The sequence below is a fragment of the Paraburkholderia fungorum genome (assembly GCF_900099835.1).
GTDB lineage: Bacteria > Pseudomonadota > Gammaproteobacteria > Burkholderiales > Burkholderiaceae > Paraburkholderia > Paraburkholderia fungorum_A.
Map to the genome: position 1 here is coordinate 2,739,995 of NZ_FNKP01000001.1, position 19,534 is coordinate 2,759,528.

At 59.9% G+C, this 19,534-nt stretch carries 18 protein-coding genes and 2 pseudogenes; 13 read left to right on the forward strand and 7 right to left on the reverse strand.

Annotated features, from left to right (window positions below; all coding sequences use genetic code 11):
- Positions 1 to 56 precede the first annotated feature (56 nt).
- Both BLS41_RS12015 and BLS41_RS12020 read right to left on the reverse strand, forming a co-directional pair.
- Complete coding sequence (locus BLS41_RS12015) at positions 57 to 1,004, reverse strand: 5'-methylthioadenosine/adenosylhomocysteine nucleosidase (RefSeq protein ID WP_074764733.1); 948 nt, start codon at positions 1,002 to 1,004, stop codon at positions 57 to 59.
- A gap of 26 nt (positions 1,005 to 1,030) precedes the next feature.
- Complete coding sequence (locus BLS41_RS12020; RefSeq protein WP_074764735.1) at positions 1,031 to 3,382, reverse strand: UvrD-helicase domain-containing protein; 2,352 nt, start codon at positions 3,380 to 3,382, stop codon at positions 1,031 to 1,033.
- Positions 3,383 to 4,323: 941 nt separating this feature from the next.
- Here BLS41_RS12020 and BLS41_RS40075 point away from each other — a divergent pair.
- The 8 genes and pseudogenes from BLS41_RS40075 to BLS41_RS12040 all read left to right on the forward strand — a co-directional run.
- A pseudogene (locus BLS41_RS40075) lies at positions 4,324 to 4,494 on the forward strand (hypothetical protein); the annotation flags it as partial.
- A 76-nt stretch (positions 4,495 to 4,570) separates the two neighbouring features.
- Positions 4,571 to 4,948: a hypothetical protein gene (locus tag BLS41_RS39580; RefSeq protein WP_253189645.1), complete on the forward strand. Its 378-nt coding sequence runs from the start codon at positions 4,571 to 4,573 to the stop codon at positions 4,946 to 4,948.
- 5 nt (positions 4,949 to 4,953) lie between these two features.
- A complete protein-coding gene (locus BLS41_RS38360) occupies positions 4,954 to 5,505 on the forward strand; it encodes a PAAR domain-containing protein (protein ID WP_074764737.1) in 552 nt (183 codons plus the stop codon).
- Positions 5,502 to 5,795: a hypothetical protein gene (locus BLS41_RS39585; protein ID WP_253189646.1), complete on the forward strand. Its 294-nt coding sequence runs from the start codon at positions 5,502 to 5,504 to the stop codon at positions 5,793 to 5,795. The genes BLS41_RS38360 and BLS41_RS39585 overlap by 4 nt, the downstream gene beginning before the upstream one ends.
- Complete coding sequence (locus BLS41_RS39590; RefSeq protein ID WP_253189647.1) at positions 5,780 to 6,289, forward strand: hypothetical protein; 510 nt, start codon at positions 5,780 to 5,782, stop codon at positions 6,287 to 6,289. Before BLS41_RS39585 ends, BLS41_RS39590 begins: the two co-directional genes overlap by 16 nt.
- A gap of 8 nt (positions 6,290 to 6,297) precedes the next feature.
- Positions 6,298 to 6,438, forward strand: coding sequence for a hypothetical protein (locus BLS41_RS39595; RefSeq protein ID WP_253189648.1), 141 nt, complete (start codon positions 6,298 to 6,300; stop codon positions 6,436 to 6,438).
- An 8-nt stretch (positions 6,439 to 6,446) separates the two neighbouring features.
- On the forward strand, positions 6,447 to 6,713 hold the full coding sequence (locus tag BLS41_RS38365) for a hypothetical protein (RefSeq protein ID WP_143026253.1): 267 nt from the start codon (positions 6,447 to 6,449) through the stop codon (positions 6,711 to 6,713).
- The gene (locus tag BLS41_RS12040; protein WP_143026254.1) at positions 6,697 to 7,110 is read left to right on the forward strand and encodes a hypothetical protein; all 414 of its coding nucleotides are present in this window, start codon (positions 6,697 to 6,699) and stop codon (positions 7,108 to 7,110) included. The genes BLS41_RS38365 and BLS41_RS12040 overlap by 17 nt, the downstream gene beginning before the upstream one ends.
- A gap of 160 nt (positions 7,111 to 7,270) precedes the next feature.
- Here the strand turns inward: BLS41_RS12040 and BLS41_RS12045 are convergent.
- Positions 7,271 to 8,445, reverse strand: a pseudogene (locus BLS41_RS12045) (IS3 family transposase).
- Positions 8,446 to 8,594: 149 nt separating this feature from the next.
- Between BLS41_RS12045 and BLS41_RS12055 the strand changes: the two are divergent.
- Together BLS41_RS12055 and galU are read left to right on the forward strand one after the other, a co-directional pair.
- Entirely contained in the window at positions 8,595 to 11,474 is a 2,880-nt protein-coding gene (locus BLS41_RS12055) for a valine--tRNA ligase (RefSeq protein WP_074764745.1), read from the forward strand.
- A 74-nt stretch (positions 11,475 to 11,548) separates the two neighbouring features.
- Positions 11,549 to 12,430: a UTP--glucose-1-phosphate uridylyltransferase GalU gene (gene galU / locus BLS41_RS12060; RefSeq protein WP_074764747.1), complete on the forward strand. Its 882-nt coding sequence runs from the start codon at positions 11,549 to 11,551 to the stop codon at positions 12,428 to 12,430.
- Between the two features lie 219 nt (positions 12,431 to 12,649).
- On the opposite strand, the gene BLS41_RS12065 is transcribed toward galU, so the two are convergent.
- The 4 genes from BLS41_RS12065 to BLS41_RS12080 form a co-directional block, all read right to left on the reverse strand.
- Positions 12,650 to 12,877: a sulfurtransferase TusA family protein gene (locus BLS41_RS12065; protein WP_041746333.1), complete on the reverse strand. Its 228-nt coding sequence runs from the start codon at positions 12,875 to 12,877 to the stop codon at positions 12,650 to 12,652.
- A gap of 130 nt (positions 12,878 to 13,007) precedes the next feature.
- On the reverse strand, positions 13,008 to 14,075 hold the full coding sequence (locus tag BLS41_RS12070; protein ID WP_074764749.1) for a Gfo/Idh/MocA family oxidoreductase: 1,068 nt from the start codon (positions 14,073 to 14,075) through the stop codon (positions 13,008 to 13,010).
- Complete coding sequence (gene iolG, locus BLS41_RS12075; RefSeq protein WP_074764751.1) at positions 14,075 to 15,091, reverse strand: inositol 2-dehydrogenase; 1,017 nt, start codon at positions 15,089 to 15,091, stop codon at positions 14,075 to 14,077. Before iolG ends, BLS41_RS12070 begins: the two co-directional genes overlap by 1 nt.
- Positions 15,084 to 15,965 carry a MurR/RpiR family transcriptional regulator gene (locus BLS41_RS12080; RefSeq protein WP_074764753.1) on the reverse strand — a complete coding sequence of 294 codons (882 nt, stop codon included), beginning with the start codon at positions 15,963 to 15,965 and terminating at the stop codon, positions 15,084 to 15,086. Before BLS41_RS12080 ends, iolG begins: the two co-directional genes overlap by 8 nt.
- Positions 15,966 to 16,256: 291 nt before the next feature.
- Between BLS41_RS12080 and BLS41_RS12085 the strand changes: the two genes are divergently transcribed.
- The 3 genes from BLS41_RS12085 to BLS41_RS12095 all read left to right on the forward strand — a co-directional run bounded on the left by BLS41_RS12085 (position 16,257) and on the right by BLS41_RS12095 (position 19,482).
- Positions 16,257 to 17,303, forward strand: coding sequence for a sugar ABC transporter substrate-binding protein (locus BLS41_RS12085; protein WP_074764755.1), 1,047 nt, complete (start codon positions 16,257 to 16,259; stop codon positions 17,301 to 17,303).
- Between the two features lie 159 nt (positions 17,304 to 17,462).
- Positions 17,463 to 18,632 carry an ABC transporter permease gene (locus BLS41_RS12090; RefSeq protein WP_074764757.1) on the forward strand — a complete coding sequence of 390 codons (1,170 nt, stop codon included), beginning with the start codon at positions 17,463 to 17,465 and terminating at the stop codon, positions 18,630 to 18,632.
- Positions 18,633 to 18,645: 13 nt separating this feature from the next.
- Positions 18,646 to 19,482: an ATP-binding cassette domain-containing protein gene (locus BLS41_RS12095; protein WP_074766488.1), complete on the forward strand. Its 837-nt coding sequence runs from the start codon at positions 18,646 to 18,648 to the stop codon at positions 19,480 to 19,482.
- Positions 19,483 to 19,534: the final 52 nt, after the last annotated feature.

Consider the following 19,534-nt stretch of genomic DNA (forward strand, 5'->3'; position numbering starts at 1 on the left):
GCGTGGCGGCGGATAAATCCGCCGCCACGCGTTTCATCCGCGAAATTTTCTAGAGATCAAACCGCTCCGCGCGCGCCGAGAAAGCGCGTCAGGATCGCGTTCGAATACGTCCCGGCAATTTCCGTCAAAAACGAGACGAACGATTGGGTCGCGTGATCGTCGGCGGTATCGGAGATCGTGCGCACCACCGCGCACGGCACGCCATATTCATGACAGACCTGGGCGATCGCCGCGCCTTCCATCTCAACCGCGAGCGCGTCCGGCAACGCGTCGCGCAACGCCTGCACGCCGACGGCGCTGGCTACGAACTGATCGCCGCTGATGATCAACCCGCGATGCACGCGCGGCTCGCGCGTGCCGAAACGCGCCGCCGACGCCGCGCCCTCTTCCGCGACAAAACGCTCGCAGGCGGCGGCGAGCCGGTCGGCGAGCGTTGAGTCGGTGGCGAATCGCGACATGCCCAGCAAAGGTACTTCGAAACGCGGAAATAGCGGCGACGCGTCGAGATCGTGCTGAAGCAGTGTATCGGCGACCACGATATCGCCGACTCGCACCTCCGCTCCTACTCCGCCCGCGACGCCGGTGAACACGACCGCTTCGACATCGAATGCATGGATCAGCGCGCTGACGGTTGCCGCTGCCGCGACCTTGCCGACGCGCGCCAGCGTCACGACGCACGGCGTGCCGTGGACGGTGCCGAGGTGATAGTCGCGGCGGCCGTGCGTGATGGTGCGCACGCCGGATTCGGCGCGCATGGCGTCGATCAGGTCGCCGAGTTCTTGCGGCAAGGCCGCCAGAATCCCCAGCGGACGATGCGAGACGGGCGCGCCGTTCCGGCTCGGATCGGGTTCGGGCGAAGCTGCCGCGGCGGTGTTGTGTCCTTCGGCCGGGACCGCATTTCCGATGCCTGTAGCGCCGGCGCCAACGCTGACGCCACCGGCGGTTTCCACGCCAGCCGCCGCGCCTGAAGCCGACGAACCCGAAGCTGCATCACCCTGACTCATACAATCCGCTCCCTCGCCACGCGCGCTCACTCGACCGCCTGCAATTTGGCGACCGCGAGCGCCAGCCACTTCTCGCCGTGCCGCTTGAATTTGACCTGCGCTTTCGCGTCGGTCCCGCCACCTTCGAGCGCCGTAATCGTGCCCTCGCCGAACTTCGTGTGAAACACCTGCTGGCCGACGCGGAATCCCGTTTCCGCTGCGCGCTGCTCATTCGCGAAAGCGGGCAACTGCGCGGGCGTCGACGAAGCCGGGCCCGTGTAACCCGGCCGCGCAAACCAGTCGCGCCCATAACCCGCGTTGTCTGAGCGGCCACCCCAGCGCGCGCCCGCCTCGATCTTCGGCGTGAGCCACTTGAGCGTTTCCTGCGGCAATTCCTCCAGGAAACGCGAACGGATGTTGTAACGCGTCTGACCGTGCAGCATCCGGCTTTGCGCGAACGACAGATACAGCCGCTCCTTCGCCCGCGTAATCGCCACGTACATCAGACGACGCTCCTCCTCCAGCCCATCCGATTCCATCGCGCTGTTCTCGTGCGGAAACAGTCCCTCTTCCAGACCGGTGATGAACACCGCCGTGAATTCCAGACCCTTGGCCGCGTGCACGGTCATCAGCTGGACGGCTTCCTGGCCGGCTTGCGCCTGGTTGTCGCCCGCTTCGAGCGACGCGTGCGACAGGAAACCGGCGAGCGGCGTCATGGTGTCCGGGTTCTGCGCCGGGTCGGCGACGCCAGGCGCGTCGAGCACGACGGTGTTCGGGTCGTCGGTCGCGACGACCAGTTCAGGCGCGGCAGTTGCGCCCGGGCGCAGCGGAATCGACCGCGCCGGCGTGTCCATCCCGTAGCCTTCCTCGCTGACGAAAGCCGCCGCCGCATTGACCAGTTCCTGCAAGTTTTCCAGCCGGTCCTGGCCTTCGCGTTCGTTCTTGTAAAACTCCGACAGACCGCTCGTGCCGACCACGTACTCGACGGTTTCCGGCAGGCTCATCTGCTGCGTTTCCGCGCGCATCTTGCCGACCAGGTTCGCGAAATTCGCGAGGCTCGACCCAGCTTTGCCCGCAACGTACGGAATCGCCGCAGCCATCGAGCAGTTATACAGACGCGCGGCGTCCGCGAGTTGCTCGATCGAACGCGCGCCGATGCCGCGCGTCGGGAAATTGACGACACGCGCGAACGCGGTGTCGTCGTTCGGGTTGTCGATCAGACGCAAATACGCGAGCGCGTGCTTGACTTCCTGGCGCTCGAAAAAGCGCAAGCCGCCGTACACGCGATACGCGATGCCCGCGTTGACCAGCGTGTGTTCGATCGTGCGCGACTGCGCGTTGCTGCGGTACAGGATCGCAATTTCGCTGCGCGACGTGCCCGTGCTGATCAACGCCTTGATTTCCTCGACGATCCAGCCCGCTTCCTGCGTATCGGTCGCGGATTCATACACGCGCACCGGTTCGCCGTGACCCGCGTCGGTGCGCAGATTCTTGCCGAGACGGCGCGAGTTGTTCGCGATCAGCTGATTGGCTGCATCGAGAATATGACCGTGCGAGCGGTAATTCTGCTCGAGCTTGATCAGATGACGAACCTTGAACTCGGTTTCGAAGTCGCGCATGTTGCCGACGTTCGCGCCGCGGAATGCATAGATCGACTGGTCGTCGTCGCCGACGGCGAAGATCGAGTTGGTCTGACCCGCCAGCATTTTCAGCCACGCGTATTGCAGCTTGTTGGTGTCCTGGAACTCGTCGACCAGGATATGCCGGAAGCGCGCCTGGTAGTGCGCGCGCAGCGGCGGATTATGCGCGAGCAGTTCGAAACAGCGCAGCAGCAGTTCCGGGAAATCGACTACGCCTTCGCGCTGGCACTGCTGGTCGTACGCTTCGTAGAGTTCGACGAATTTGCGGTTGAAGTTGTCGGTCGCGTCGACGTCTTTCGGTCGCAGGCCCTGCTCTTTCGCGTTGTTGATGAAGTACTGGAGATTTTTCGCCGGGTACTTTTCGTCGTCGATGTTGAGGCCCTTCATCAGACGCTTGATCGCGGAAAGCTGGTCGGCGGTGTCGAGAATCTGGAAAGTGGCGGGCAGGCCGGCGTCACGGTGATGCGCACGCAGCATGCGGTTGCACAGGCCGTGGAAGGTGCCGATCCACATGCCGCGCGTGTCGATCGGCAGCAGCGCCGAAAGCCGCGACATCATTTCGCGCGCGGCCTTGTTGGTGAAGGTGACCGCCAGGATCGTGGCCGGCGACGCCAGGCCTTGCTGGATGAGCCACGCGATACGCGTGATCAGAACGCGGGTCTTGCCGCTGCCCGCGCCGGCGAGGATGAGCGCGGGCTCGTTGGGGAGCGTGACGGCGGCGTGTTGTTCGGGGTTTAGATTGGCTAGCAGATCGGGCATTTTTTCTGGAGGGACGGGGCGGCGGTTCGTGCGACATTATATGCCCCGGCGGGGGTTGGGCCTTTTTGCGGGCTGCGCCATTTGGCGGCGTTCTTCGGGGTGTTGGCCTTTCCTTGTGATCGCGGTGGTCTATTGGCGTTGCCGCTGTGCCGGGGGGAGCTTTTTTGAGCTGCGCCCTTTGGCGGTGTTCTTCGGGGTGTTGGCCTTTCCTTGAAGTCACGGTGGTCTATTGGCGTTGCCCCTGTGCGGGGCGGCACTTACTTTCTTTGCCGCCGCAAAGAAAGTAAGTAAAGAAAGCGGGCTCACACCGCTAACCTTGAAGTGAGCCCCCTGGCTTGGAGGGGAAAGTGGTGCGATCAACGAATGATCCCTCGCGCAGTAAACGCCAGTGACCAGGCAGTCATTCGCTCCCACTCCGCACTACGTGCATCGCGGACGGGACTGCACGGGAAGCCAGCGGGTTTGTTATATGCGGCGAGCAGCGGCTTCGCGTCGTTGTCAAAACGACGAAGCATGTATAGGTTAATAACCTATACGGGGCTTGAGCCTTCTCACCCTGAAAAAACGGGGAGCGGACATTCCCCGCCACGCCTCGCTGCGGGCGAACGACCGGGGGCGCGCGCAGCGCCGCCGGAAGAATGACTGCTTTGTCACGAACGCGGATCTGCCCGATACCGTCCACTAGCAGTAGCAACCTCAAACTGCCTCGATTCTTTGCGCTCGTTGATAAGGATGTCTTAATTCATTTCGCATATCACTATTCATATTTATAACCCCTCAGCTAACTTTGACGATATTTGACAGAAGCCCTATAGAACTTGCCGTAAAACGGTTTGCATACTAGAGCGGGGTCAATTCAGAGACGTGTCGTAAATTGCGCCGACGACGCATTTTTTTATGGGAAATTTAAAATGTTGGAGCAAGAAAAAGTTAGAGGCACGATGTACGCATTCGCGACGCTTGGCGCACGAACCGAGCGCAGCGGCTATGTGACGAATGCAACGTCCAAGCTGTCTATATGTGGCTTACGGGCTGCTCTCGTAGGCGATGTCGTGACGTACGGTGATGCGAGCGAAGCGACGATTGTTGATGGGTCCGGCGCGCGGGCGCACGAACGCAACAAATGCTTTGCACTTGTCGGCAGTCACCTAAGCAACGGAGATCGCATCGTCTTCACGCCTTGGGAGAATGGTAGATCTGGCCTGTTCGTACCCGAAGGCACAAATTCTGAAGGGGTTGTTCGAGCCGAACTATGTGCCGCCTGCGGTAGAGCCAATCTATCGCTTTGCAATATACGGCGCGACCACTTCGCGCGGTGGTATCTTGCGCGAGCCCAGTCGAGATTGGCAGATTGACGGTCGTGCCGCAAAGGTAGGCGGCATTGGCGATGTCGTGGAGTACCCGGACGGCACGTCCGCAACGATTGTCTCCGCATTGAGCCTCGAAGATTCACCACATTTTGTACCACTTGCCTTCGTCGGTAGCGAACTGGACAACGGCGACATCATCACCGATAGCCCTGAGCGAAAAGGCGAAGCGTCAAGTCGTTTCATTATTATTAGGTAAGCGAAGTGAAACGTTACATTCTCAGGAAAGGCGATAAATCGACCAATGGCGGCATGGTGACGCAAGGCGTAGACAATTGCACCGTTTCCGGAGTACCGGTTACCTATATCGGGGCTGAGGTCTGGTGTAACGGGTGCAAGTCTGTAGGCCATATTGGGTCGAGAGGCCCGCACCATAACGCCACAATGCCCGAGAAACAGCAGGCACTAGACGGCGACATCTGTATCTGCCAATGCCATCCGGCACCTGTACTTCGCGCGTCACAGGATCATTCCTCGCATAGCTTCGATACCGGCGAACTCGCCGCAATGGGCTATAACGCACACGGCGCACCGTTGCCGGTCGAACAGACCGGCAACTATGACGAACGCGTGCGCGTACTTGATGCCAACAGCAGGCCAATTGCTGGCATGCCGTACCACATACGAACGTCGAGCGGCACGGTTTGTAAGGGGCTAACAGACGCATCCGGCTATTGTCCGCGTGTCTATACGAATGACCAGAAGGCGCTCGATATAGCTGTTGGACTGAAAGCACTGGAGCGGTGGAAAGAATGAGCGATTACGTCTACCAAACCACAACAAACACAAATAAAAATTCAAAATATGACGTTCTTGGTCATCTGATGCCCGCAAGGGCGTTTTTCTTCGTGACTGTCGATGAAGTCGGTCCGGAAGGTTTTTTGGTTCGCAGGACCTATTCGACCGTTAATGATCCATATCTGAAGTCCATGGAACTAACCGAGCTTCAGAAAATTCAGGCGGCTTACCCGGAAAAACCGGTCTTTGGGCCAGAAACCCTGATTCGTTGGCAAGTATTACGGAGCATGTTTTGGGAAAAGATGTAGTTACGTCCTACGTTTCTACGAGTGGTAATTTCCCCGACGGTTCGCCTCGTTTTAATGGCGCTGAAGGCGCATCAAAGACTGTATATATCGATATCGCAAAAGCAAAGCGAGCCGGGGCAAAACTCGTAACGCCGGAAGAAATTGGGCAGTCGGTAAATGAATATCTTAAATCGGTTCCATCGAAAGAGCGACGCGAAGGCCTAAACGCATTAAAGAAAGCCCTTGGCGTCGATAACGAATATCTGGTGCAGCCTAGCCCTGTTGTTCCTGCTGACGGCATTTTTACCAAAAGCGGATTAGCCATTGCAACGGGATGGGTTAAGTATGCGCGCGTCGTTCAGGTCTTTGGTATATTCATGACCGGCTATGATCTTTCGATGGCAACTAGCGAATCAATCAGGATCAAAAGCATTTGGCCGCTAGAAAGGTCCGCTCTCACTGCGATGGCAGGATGGGGAGGCAGCATGGCAGGACGTTGGGCGGGCACTGTGTAGGCATGCGAATGGGAGCCGCTACAGGCGCTATCGTTGGTATTGAAACTGGCCCCGGCGCTGTTATTACTGGATTGGTTGGCGGCCTGATTGGTGGTGCAATTGGATTTTTTGGCGAATCTTATTTGCTCGATCAAGCTGGCGTTAACTAGGGAAATATATGTCGTTCTTCAGCAAATTTCGCGACCGATTTAAGCCAGAATGGGAAAAACCGGTTGACCATGAAAAAACCCTGTCAGAACGATTTGGTCGAACTGTCGAAGAACTGCGTGAAGCATTTAAAAATCCGGCCGCACTTTCGCGAACGGACAACATGCCACAATATCCGACCATTACATATTTGGCCGATGCTGGCTTTTCACGCGTTCGTATGGGCTCAGAATATGGAGCTGCGGGGATTTGCACGATTCTTGAACATTGTTCGTGAAGGGCGCGAAGATGCAGATTTTTTACACTTCAAGAGCGGTACGCTATCGTCATTTGTGGCTTTTGATACGGAGTTTTCTAGTCGCAATGTCTGGCTTCTGACCAACGACGTTGCTCTAATCGACAGTCTTTCTCATTTTCAATTCAGCCCGACGCCTCCGTGGCTTTTATATCCGCAACTTGGTCCGTTTGCGGCATATAGCCAGGGGGAACCTGAATACTGGGAATTAAATGTATGGATGCCGTTCTGGAAAAGCCTGCTCCCTGCTGAACGCGATCTGTATATAGAACGGCGCTCAGTTGACGCGCTTTCCTATATGTCTCAAGAAGAATGGGACGATTGGGTCTATAAAGTCCGGAAAAATGATCCAGAATACAAAGAGCGCCACGACCGGTAGGTGCCATTTAATTGGCGCAGATGCCCACGACGTGACACTCAAAATGCTTTACTAAGGTGCAGCGATAGCCACGCTTCCGTAAAGTATTACGCATCTATGCGAAAGAAGGCCCGCCCCGTAGTGGGCCTGAGGTCGGTCGGAATCGGTGGAGGCCAACGCGTCAAGCAGCGGTACGATCCAGATAGAATCGCTGCGTAAATGCGGCAGGCGACAGGTAGTCCAGACGGGCCTGCGTGCGCTGCCGGTTGTAAAACATTTCGATGTATTCGCTGATTGCGAGTCTGGCCTGCTCGCGCGTAGCGAATCGCCGATGGTAGATCAGCTCGCTCTTCAGAGAGCCCCGGAACGATTCGATCGGCGCGTTATCGTAGCAGTTGCCGCGGCGGCTCATTGACGCGCGCATTCCGAACTGCCTGACGATTTCCTGGTAAGCCGCTGAACAATATTGAGAGCCGCGATCGGTATGCTGAATCAGGCCGGACTTCGGACGTCGGCTCGAGACGGCGCAATACAGCGCCTGCATCACCAGGTCCTTAGTCATGCGTTCGCTCATCGCATAGCCAACGATTTCGCCGCTGTACAAATCCTTCAGGCCGGCAAGATACAACCATCCTTCGTCGGTCGTAATGTACGTGATATCGCCACACCAGGCCTGATCGGGCGCCGAGACGGCGAAGTCCTGCTGCAGAAGGTTCGGTGCGATGGGCAAATCGTGCCTTGAATTGGTGGTGGCCTTGAACTTGCGCTTCTGCCTGCACCGCAGGCCCAGTTTCCTGCGTAACCGTTTTATCCGGCATACGCCCACATGAACACCATGCCGCTCAAGATGTTTCTGCAGGCGATCGGGGCCAAAGCTTTCGCGCGTGCGTTGATGGGCCGCGAGAATTTCCGTTTCGAGCCGGGCCTCCTGCCTCGCCCGTTTCGAGGGCGAGCGTTTGCGCCAGGCGTAATAGCCGCTGACCGAAACACCCAGTATTCTGCACATCGGTGGCACCGGATAGTCCTGTCGCATCTATTCAATCACGCCGTACCTCACCGCGACTCCCTCGCGAAGTACTTCGCGAATTTTTTTAACAGATCGCGCTCCATCTTCACTTCCGCCAGTTCCCGCTGGACGCGTGCCAGCTCGGCTTCAAGCTCGGTCTGCGGCCTCTGCTCCTTGCCGACCTCCCGAAGCTTGCCCGCTTTAGCCGAACGGACCCAGTTCGCCAACGTCTTGAGAGGAACCGACAGCCGCCGTGCAGCCTCCGAAATACAGACACCTTCACTGAACGCCAGCTTGACTGCCTGCTCACGAAATTCGCTCGTGTAGACCGCCTTGGGAATCCGATTCATCCATGCCTCCGTTTCACGATTGTACGAAACGTTGGCCTCTACTTTTTTCGACCGACCTCACCCATCGCACCGCATGGCAAAAAATCCCCCACCGCCACGCGCCGCTTATAATCAACCATTCCTTGCATTCACCAGCCGAATCGATACAAATGAGCGAGACCCCGAGCGACATCACCTCCACGCTTGCCAAAAGCTTCGAGCCACACACCATCGAAGCCCACTGGGGCCCCGAATGGGAAAAGCGCGCGTACGCCGCGCCGTCCTTCGACGAGAACAAAAAAGACTTCTCGATCCAGCTGCCGCCGCCGAACGTCACGGGCACCCTGCACATGGGCCACGCGTTCAACCAGACCATCATGGACGGCCTCACCCGCTATCACCGCATGCTCGGCGAAAACACGCTGTGGGTGCCGGGCACCGACCACGCGGGTATCGCCACGCAAATCGTCGTCGAACGTCAACTGGACGCCAAAGGCGTCTCGCGCCATGACCTCGGCCGCGAAAAGTTCGTCGAACGTGTGTGGGAATGGAAACAGCAGTCGGGCTCGACCATTACGAATCAGGTGCGCCGTCTGGGCGCGTCGATCGACTGGTCGCGCGAATACTTCACGATGGACGACAAGATGTCGGCCGCCGTGCGCGACGTCTTCGTGCGCCTGTATGAACAGGGCCTGATCTATCGCGGCAAGCGCCTCGTGAACTGGGATCCGGTGCTGCTCACCGCCGTGTCCGATCTCGAAGTGGTCAGCGAGGAAGAAAACGGCTCGCTGTGGCACATCCAGTACCCGCTCACCGACGGCTCCGGCCACCTCACGGTCGCCACCACGCGCCCGGAAACCATGCTCGGCGACACCGCCGTGATGGTCCATCCGGAAGACGAGCGTTACGCGCATCTGATCGGCAAGACGGTCACGCTGCCGCTGTCGGGCCGCGAAGTGCCGATCATCGCCGACGACTACGTCGACCGCGAATTCGGCACGGGCGTTGTCAAGGTCACGCCCGCGCACGATTTCAACGACTACCAGGTCGGCCTGCGCCACAAGCTGCCGATGATCGAAATCCTCACGCTCGACGCGAAGATCAACGACAACGCGCCGGAAAAATATCGCGGCCTCGACCGTTTCGAAGCCCGCAAGCAGGTGGTCGCCGACCTCGAAGCGCTCGGCGCGCTCGAATCGGTCAAGCCGCACAAGCTGATGGTGCCGCGCGGCGACCGTACGGGTGTCGTGATCGAGCCGATGCTGACGGACCAGTGGTTCGTCGCGATGAGCAAGCCGGCGCCGGAAGGCACCTTCAATCCGGGTAAATCGATCGCCGAAACCGCGCTCGACGTGGTCCGCAGCGGCGAAATCAAATTCGTGCCGGAAAACTGGTCGACCACGTATTACCAGTGGCTCGAAAACATCCAGGACTGGTGTATCTCGCGCCAGCTCTGGTGGGGCCACCAGATTCCGGCGTGGTACGGCGAAAACGGCGAAATTTTCGTCGCTAAGACCGAAGAAGATGCGCGCGCCAAGGCTGTCGCCGCTGGCTACACGGGCGCCCTGAAGCGCGATGAAGACGTGCTCGACACGTGGTTCTCGTCCGCGCTGGTGCCGTTCTCGTCGCTCGGCTGGCCCAACGAAACGCCGGAACTGAAGCATTTCATGCCGTCGTCGGTGCTCGTCACCGGCTTCGACATCATTTTCTTCTGGGTCGCGCGCATGGTCATGATGACCACGCATTTCACCGGTAAAGTGCCGTTCGACACCGTTTATGTGCACGGTCTGGTGCGCGACGCCGAAGGCCAGAAGATGTCGAAGAGCAAGGGCAATACGCTCGACCCGATCGATATCGTCGACGGCATCGACCTCGACACGCTGGTCGCCAAGCGCACCACCGGCCTGATGAATCCGAAGCAGGCTGCGTCGATCGAAAAGAAAACCCGCAAGGAATTCCCGGAAGGCATCCCGGCATTCGGCACGGACGCACTGCGCTTCACGATGGCGTCGATGGCCACGCTCGGGCGCAACGTCAACTTCGATCTGGCACGCTGCGAAGGCTATCGCAACTTCTGCAACAAGCTGTGGAACGCCACCCGCTTCGTGCTGATGAACTGCGAAGGCCACGATTGCGGCTTTGGCAAGCCAGAACAGTGCGGCGAATGCGGCCCGGACGGACACCTGAATTTCTCGGCGGCCGACCGCTGGATCGTGTCGCGTCTGCAACGTGTGGAGGCAGAAATCGGTAAGGGTTTTGCCGACTATCGCTTTGACAATGTGGCCAACGCCCTATACAAGTTCGTATGGGACGAATACTGTGACTGGTATCTCGAACTCGCGAAAGTGCAGATCCAGACGGGTCAGCCGAACCAGCAGCGCGCTACACGCCGCACGCTGCTGCGCGTACTCGAGACGGTGCTGCGCCTCGCGCATCCGGTGATTCCGTTCATTACCGAAGCGCTGTGGCAGAAAGTGGCACCGTTGGCCGGACGTTATCCTGAAGGCAAGGCCGAAGGCGAAGCGTCCATCATGGTGCAGCCGTACCCCATCGCCGAGCCGTCGAAAATCGACGAAGACGCGGAGCAATGGGCGGCCGACCTGAAGGCGGTGATCGATGCGTGCCGGAATCTGCGTGGCGAAATGAATCTGTCGCCGGCGGTCAAGGTGCCGTTGCTCGCCACCGGCAACGCGGAGCGCCTGCGCACCTTCGCTCCGTACGCTCAGGCGCTGGCCCGTTTGTCCGAGGTGCAGATCATTGCCGACGAGGCAACGCTTGACGCGCAGGCAGATGGCGCGCCAATTGCTATCGTTGGGAATGACAAGCTCGTGCTGAAGGTGGAAATCGACGTTGCCGTCGAGCGCGAGCGGTTGTCGAAGGAAATTACGCGGTTGAGTAATGAGATCACCAAATGCAATGCCAAATTGCAAAATGAAAGTTTCGTTGCAAAGGCGCCGCCGGCAGTCGTTGAGCAGGAACAGAAAAGGCTGGCCGAATTCGAGGCGACAGTAGGCAAACTGAAGGCGCAGCTTGCGCGCTTGCCGGTCTGACCAACGCTACGTGCTCGCCCGTTTTACCGGGCGAGCAGGACTGAAAGCTAATCCAGAGGACTCAGGGTAATCACATGCTAAAAGTTACAAAAGCGGTTTTTCCGGTCGCAGGTCTTGGCACCCGATTCCTCCCTGCCACGAAGGCAAGCCCGAAAGAGATGCTGCCGATCGTCGACAAGCCGCTGATTCAATACGCGGTGGAAGAGGCCATGGCAGCTGGCATCACCGAAATGATCTTCGTCACGGGCCGCAGCAAGCGCGCGATCGAAGACCACTTCGACAAATCGTATGAGATCGAGCACGAGCTGGAAGCGCGTGGCAAAGACAAGTTGCTGGAGCTGGTGCGCAGCATCAAGCCCAGCCACGTCGACTGCTTCTACGTGCGTCAGCCGGAAGCGCTGGGCCTCGGCCACGCGGTGCTGTGCGCGGAAAAGCTGGTGGGCGACAACCCGTTCGCCGTGATCCTCGCGGACGACTTGCTGTACGGCAAACCGCCCGTCATGACGCAGATGATCGAGGTGTTCGACCACTATCACAGCTCGGTGATCGGCGTCGAAGAAATCCCGCACTCCGAAACCAAGTCGTACGGGATCGTCGACGGCAAGGAGTGGGAAGATTCGATCATCAAGATGTCGGGCATCGTCGAAAAGCCGGAGCCGAACGTGGCGCCGTCGAACCTCGGCGTGGTAGGCCGCTATGTGCTCAAGCCGCGCATTTTCGACCACATCCGTTCGATCAAGCCGGGCGCAGGCGGCGAATTGCAACTGACTGACGCAATCCAGTCGCTGCTCGCCGACGAACAGGTTCTCGCGTACAAGTACCACGGCACGCGTTTCGACTGCGGCAGCAAGCTCGGATATCTGAAGGCGACGGTCGAGTTCGCTCTGCGTCACCCCGAAGTGGCCGCCGATTTCGAAGAATATCTGCGCACCCGCTCGCCGGTGCTGGAAGGCTGAAGCGCCTCTCGTTGCAGCCCTCGATTAACGTGGGGCTGAAATAAAAAATCGCTGTGACCCGCATCTGCGGGCACAGCGATTTTTCTTTTAGCGCGACGTGCGGGCGGCTTACACATCCGACCCGACACTAAACCGGGCGGAACCCGGAGAGTGTCCCGGCGCGCGGCCGGTTACGTAACATTCGGCCCGTGCTCCGGGACAATGCTCCCCCACACGCGCCTAGCGCCGCTTCATCAGAAACGTGAAAACCTTGTCTTGCGCCGAGCTTTCGACGATTTCATTGCCGGTTTGCTTCGCAAACGCCGCGAAATCGCGCTGTGAGCCGGGGTCGGTGGCCAGCACCTTGAGAATCTGGCCGCTTTCCATGTCGGCGAGCGCCTTCTTGGCGCGCAAAATGGGCAGCGGGCACATCAGCCCGCGCGCATCGACTTCTTTGTGAATCTGAATTTGCATCGACGATGACCTTCGGGACGAGGCGTCGTCAGCGACGCCGGATAGAGGCCAAATTCTACCGCAGCCGCCGTTTAGCCGCCCGTCGTGACGCTGTGATGTCGGCGTTTATGCTGCGTCAGCGCCGCTACAGCGTCACCGCCTCGCCGGTTTGCAGCGACTGCCGCAACGCCATGCCGATGCGCGTCGCTTCGAGCGCGTCGGCGAGCGTCGCGCCTGCCTGCACGCCGGACCCAGCCCCTGATCCGGCCGCACCCGGCCCGCCCTGCACCGCCGCCACGAACGCCCGCGCCTCGTGCAGAAACGCCTCTTCGAACCGGTCGAAAAAATTCGGCGTACATTCGTTGCGGATACCGTTCGCGTCGTATATCTCAACGCGATTCGCTCGCGGATTGTGGCCGATTGCCAGCGCCCCCGCTGTGCCGATCACCTCGCTGTGTGTGTCGTTGCCGTGCGCCTGCGTGCGGGACGCGTAGAACATCGCCAGCTTGCCGTCTTCGAATTCGCAGATCGCCACGCCGTTGTCGACATCGCCGGATTCGCGCAAGCCCTCGTGCAACGCGATCGCGCCCGCCGCAAACACGCGTTTGGCGCGCGGCTTGCCGAGCAGCCAGCGCGCGACGTCGATATCGTGCACCGTGCAATCGAGAAAAATCCCGCCCGACGTGCCCGCGAAGCGCACGAAGAAACCTTCGGTGTCGTTCTTGTCGGTGGTCTGCGAGCGCACAAGGAACGGCCGGCCGATTTTGCCCGCCTCGATCTTGTCGAACGCGTCCTTGTAGCTCGGATCGAAGCGCCGCATGAAGCCGATGGTCGCCTGCAGATGCGGATAGCGCTCGGCCTCGGCCAGCACGCGCTCGCATTCGGCCAGATCGAGTGACAACGGCTTCTCGCAGAACACATGCTTGCCCGCGCGCAACGCGTCGACAATCTGCTGCGCGTGCAGCGACGACGGCGTGACGAGCCACACGGCGTCCACCTCGGAATCGGCGAGCAGGTCCGCGTAATTCTCGTAAAGCCGCGGCGCGGGCAACGCTTCACGCGCCCATGCGCGCTCTTCTTCGACCGGGCTGCACGCTGCCACCAGCGATGCGCCCGGCACGCGAAACGCGAGATTTTCCGCGTGCCGCTTACCGAGCCGCCCAAGCCCGACCACGCCGACACGCACCTTCCCGGAAGCTGGAGCCGCCGTCATCACAATGCCTCGCCGAGTTTGACCGCGCGGCCTTCGCGCCACGAACGGGTCGCCGCGTCGGCGAGTTCGAGCGCCTTCAAACCGTCGGCGACGGTGGTGCGAACCGGCTTGCCGTGCGTGACCGCATCGAAGAAATGCGCGATTTCGAGCGCGTACGCCGCACGATAACGTTCGAGGAAAAACGCTTCCGGCACATCGCTCGACACTTCGGTTTTCGAATACGCCGTGACCTCGGTGGGCCGCACGTTGCCTGCCTGCAGCATGCCGGTGCTGCCGAGCACTTCGAACCGCTGGTCATAACCGTAAGCCGCGCGCCGCGTCGTGTTGATCTGGCACAGCCGGCCGCGCTTCGTGCGGATTGTCACTGCAGTCGAATCGATATCGCCCGCATCGGCAATCGCCGGATCGCTCAGACAACTGCCGGTCGCGTGCAGCGTGTCGGCTTCGTCGTCGAGAATCCAGCGAAAAATATCGAAGTCGTGAATCAGCATGTCCTTGAAGATGCCGCCCGAGTGCTTGATGTACTCGACCGGCGGTGCGCCGGGATCGCGGCTCGTGACCACCAGCATTTCCGGCGTGCCGATTTCGCCCGCGTCGATACGCGCCTTCAGCGCGGAGAAAGTCGGATCGAAGCGCCGCTGAAAACCGATCATGCACACCACGCCCGCGCGCGCCACCGCGTCGGCGCACGTGCGCGCGCGCTCGAGCGTGAGATCGACGGGCTTCTCGCAGAACACGTGCTTCTTCTGCGCGGCCGATTTGACGATCAGGTCCGCGTGCGTATCCGTGCTCGAGCAGATCACCGTTGCGCCGATTGCCGCGTCGCCCATCGCGCCGTCGATATCCGCAACCTGCGCGCCGTGTTCGGCCGCAAGCGCCGCAGCGGCCTCACGGTTCACGTCGACCACGTACTTGAGCCGCACGCCCTTCTGCCGCGCGAGATTCGCCGCATGAATCCTGCCGATGCGCCCCGCGCCGAATACCGCTACGTCGATCGTCTGTACCGCGTCAGTCATCGTATCCTCCTGTGTCCTGGGATTCTTCAACGTTCAATTCGAGCTTGTACGCGAGCGCGATGAATAACGCCTGGCACAAACAGATCGTGCTGGTCAGCGAGCGGAACGCGAACGCGCTGCCCTCTTTCACATACAGTTGCGTGGTTGCGTAACGGGCTAGCGGAGATAGTTGGCTATCCGTAATAACCAGGGTTTTCGCCTGGTGATGATGCGCGACGCGCAGGCAATATTGCGTTTCTTTCCCATAAGGCGCGAAGCTGATCGCAATCACCACGTCGCCCTTTTTCACGCTGCGAATCTGTTCGCGATACATGCCGCCGAAGCCCGACACGAGATGCACGCGCTTGGGCGTGTGCTGCAACGCATAGACGATGTAGCTCGCTACCGGAAACGACCGCCGCACGCCGATCACGTAAATGTTGTCGGCCTGCTGGAGCATCTTCACGGCGGCGTCGAACTGCTTGTCGTCGAGCCCCGCTTCGAGTTCTTCCAGACCGCCGCGCGACGCCGCGATGAATTCGCGCGCCACCGAGCCGCCCGACAACGCGCCTGGTTTCTCATCGATCAGCTTGCGAATCCTCTGCTGATAACTCGGTGACGAACTGCCCTGTCCCGTGTACGCCTGCTTGAACACCGCCTGCAAATCCGAGAAGCCGGAAAAGCCGAAGCGTTGCGCAAAACGCACGACGGCCGACGGATGCACGCCGCAACTCGCGGCGATATCGCTGGTGCGATCCACCATCACGCTGGAGCGGTTCTGTTCGATATAAGTCGCGACGTTCTTCAACTGACGCGGCAACGCGTCGTAGTTCTCCGCGATGCGCTGCATCAATTCTTCGACGCTCGGCAATTCTTCCGTGCTCTGTTCCGCCATGACTCTCTCTCGCTTGCTTTATTGCAGTGCGGCAACCGAAGTTGCAAACACCTGCAACGCCCGCCGCACAGGCTTCCGACGCTGCCGATTATAGGCAGCCTCCCCGTCAAATGGAACGTATTTTCCATTTTTCTTTGTCATGAAATTTTCATTGCACCGGCTTGGAAGATGACCTACTCTTGGTCGTGAGCGATGGTGCTTCGGCGAATATGCGCCCTCCCCTGTGCGCGGAAAAAGCGCCGTCCGCCATACGCTCCCTTTAATAACGACAGACCGAGAAAGGTGGAGACAATGAGACTTTGCAAGGGCAAGGCTACGCTCAGGGTTCTGGTGACGGCATTGACGTTGGCGACGGGATTCGGCGCGGCATCGGCCGCCCGCGCGGCTGACGCCCACTTCGTGCTGATCAGCCACGCGCCGGATTCGGACTCGTGGTGGAACACCATCAAGAACGCCATCAAACAGGCCGACGAGGACTTCAACGTCGAGACCGATTACCGCAATCCGCCGAACGGCGACATCGCCGATATGGCGCGTCTGGTCGAACAGGCTGCCGCGCGCAATTACGACGGCGTGATCGTCACCATCGCCGATTTCGACGTGCTGAAAAGCTCGATCAACAAGGTGACCGCGAAGAAGATTCCGCTCGTCACGATCAACTCCGGCACCGAGGAACAGAGCGCGCAACTGGGCGCGATCATGCATGTGGGTCAACCCGAATATGTCGCTGGCAAAGCGGCTGGCGAGAAAGCGAAAGCGGCTGGCGTGAAGTCGTTTCTGTGCGTGAACCACCTCGCCACCAACACCGTTTCGTTCGACCGCTGCCGTGGTTTCGCAGAGGCAATCGGCGTCGACTACAAGAGTTCGACGATCGACTCCGGCCAGGACCCGACCGAGATTCAATCGAAGGTCAGCGCGTATCTGCGCAATCATCCGAACACCGGCGCGATCCTGACACTCGGACCGACCCCGGCTTCGGCCACGCTGAAAGCGGTTGAACAGATGGGCCTCGCGGGCAAGATCTATTTCTGCACGTTCGACTTCTCCGACGACATCGCCAAAGCCATTCAAAGCGGCACGATCCAGTTCGCGATCGATCAGCAGCCCTATTTGCAGGGCTATATTCCGGTCGCTGTGCTGGCCATCGTGAAGAAAGAGCACACGATGGACCCCGTGAAAATCCGCCAGATTCTCGAAGCGAATCCGAAGTTCAAGGCGCGTCTTGCGACTTACGGTCTTGCACCTTCGTATGGACCGAAGAACATCCGTTCGGGTCCGGGTTTCATCACCAAGGAAAACCTCGACAAGGTGATCAAGTACGCAGGGCAGTACCGCTGATTCTTTTCTCTAGCTAGTAGTCACGCGCCCGGCGGGCCGCGCTGCGAGTCAACACGATTCGCAGCGGGACGCCTGCCGCCCGCGCGCTTTTCACCGGCTGTGGTTCCCGCAACGCATCCCCGCTTAGCTACGAACACGGTCCGGCACCAAGGAGACATCATGGGTGTAGCCGGCAAACACTTCCCACCGCACGTCAAAACGAATCCCGCTGCGCCGCGCGACAACGATGCGCCGTCGCTGCCGGACGCCGACGAGCGCGTGCGCAAGGAATCCCGATTCGGTCATTTGCTGAATCGCCCCGAATTCGCCGCGATTTCCGGCGCGGTACTGGTGTTTCTCGTCTTTGCATTGGGCGCCGGCGGCTCCGGCATGTTCAATCTCGACGGCGTGATGAACTGGTCTCAGGTGTCGGCATATCTCGGCATTCTGTCGGTCGGCGCGTGTCTGCTGATGATCGCGGGCGAGTTCGATCTTTCCATTGGTTCGATGATCGGCTTCGCCGGGATGATGGTCGCGATTCCGTCGGTCTATTTCCACTGGCCGATCTCGCTAGCGATCCTGTTCGCGTTTGCAGGCTCGACGCTGCTCGGCGCGTTGAACGGCTACCTGGTGATGCGCACGCGCCTGCCGTCGTTCATCGTCACGCTCGCGTTCCTGTTCATTTTGCGCGGCCTCACGCTGGCGCTGTCGATCATGTTCGCGGACCGCACCATCGTCTCCGGTGTCGGCGATCTCGCACAACAGGACTGGTTCGCCAACACGCTGTTTCACGGCGTCGCGCTGAGCGGCCTGTTCCTGACGCTTGCGCATCACGGCATCGGCACGCTGCTCGATAACGGCCACGCGCTCGTGCCCGGCATTCCGAAGGTGATTTTGTGGTGGCTCGGACTCGCGGCCGTGTGTGCGTTCGTGCTCGCAAAAACGCGCGCTGGCAACTGGATTCTCGCTGTCGGCGGCGACGCGAACGCGGCCAAGAATGTCGGCGTGCCGGTGCGTCGCGTGAAGATTTCGCTGTTCGTGTTGACCGCATTCTGCTCGTGCCTGTTCGCGGTGCTGCAGGTGTGCGATATCGGTTCGGCTGCGGCCGACCGTGGTCTGCAAAAGGAATTCGAAGCGATCATTGCCGCGGTGATCGGCGGCACGTTGCTGACGGGTGGATATGGCTCGGTGATCGGTGCCTGTTTCGGCGCGCTGATCTTCGGCGTCGTGCAAATCGGCATTACGTACACCAATGTCAGCTCGGACTGGTTCCGCGTGTTCCTCGGCGTGATGCTGCTGATCGCCGTGCTGTTCAATCACTATGTGCGCCGCCGCGTCGCGCAATCGTAACGAGGAGACGACCATGTCCGATACGAACTCAGTACACTATAGCGCCGCAGACAACGATGCTTCCGGCGACGACGTGATCCTCGCGCTGGAAAACGTCTACAAATATTTCGGCAAAGTGATCGCGTTGAGCGGCGTGACGTTGCGCCTGAAACGCGGCGAAGTGCATTGCCTGCTCGGCGACAACGGCGCGGGCAAATCGACGTTGATCAAGACGCTGGCCGGCGTGCATCAGCCCTCTTCCGGCCAGTATCTGGTGGACGGCCAACCCGTCCTGTTCGATTCACCGAAAGACGCGCTCGATCTCGGCATCGCCACCGTTTATCAGGATCTCGCACTCGTACCGCTGCTTTCAGTCGCCCGCAACTTTTTCATGGGACGCGAGCCGGAGAAGAAACTGTTCGGTTTCCTCAAGGTAATGGACCTCGAAACCAGCGCGATCACCGCGCGCGACAAGCTCGCGGAAATGGGCATCAACGTGCGCGACCCGCATCAGCCTATTGGCACGATGTCGGGCGGCGAGAAGCAATGCCTCGCGATTGCCCGCGCGATTCACTTCGGCGCGCGCGTGCTGATTCTCGACGAACCGACCGCCGCGCTCGGCGTGAAGCAGAGTTTCAATGTATTGAAGCTGATTCACAAGGCGCGCGCGAAAGGCATCTCGGTGATCTTCATCACGCACAACGTACACCACGCGTATCCGATCGGCGATTCGTTCACGATTCTGAATCGTGGCCGCTCGCTCGGCACGTTCACGAAGGAAACCATCAGCAAAGACGAAGTGCTCGACATGATGGCCGGCGGCGCCGAAATGCAGAAGATGATCGGCGAACTCGAAGGCGCGACGATCTGATCGATTCGCGTGGATCGCCCGGTGCTCGTGTCGCCGGCGGTCGCGCTCAGCT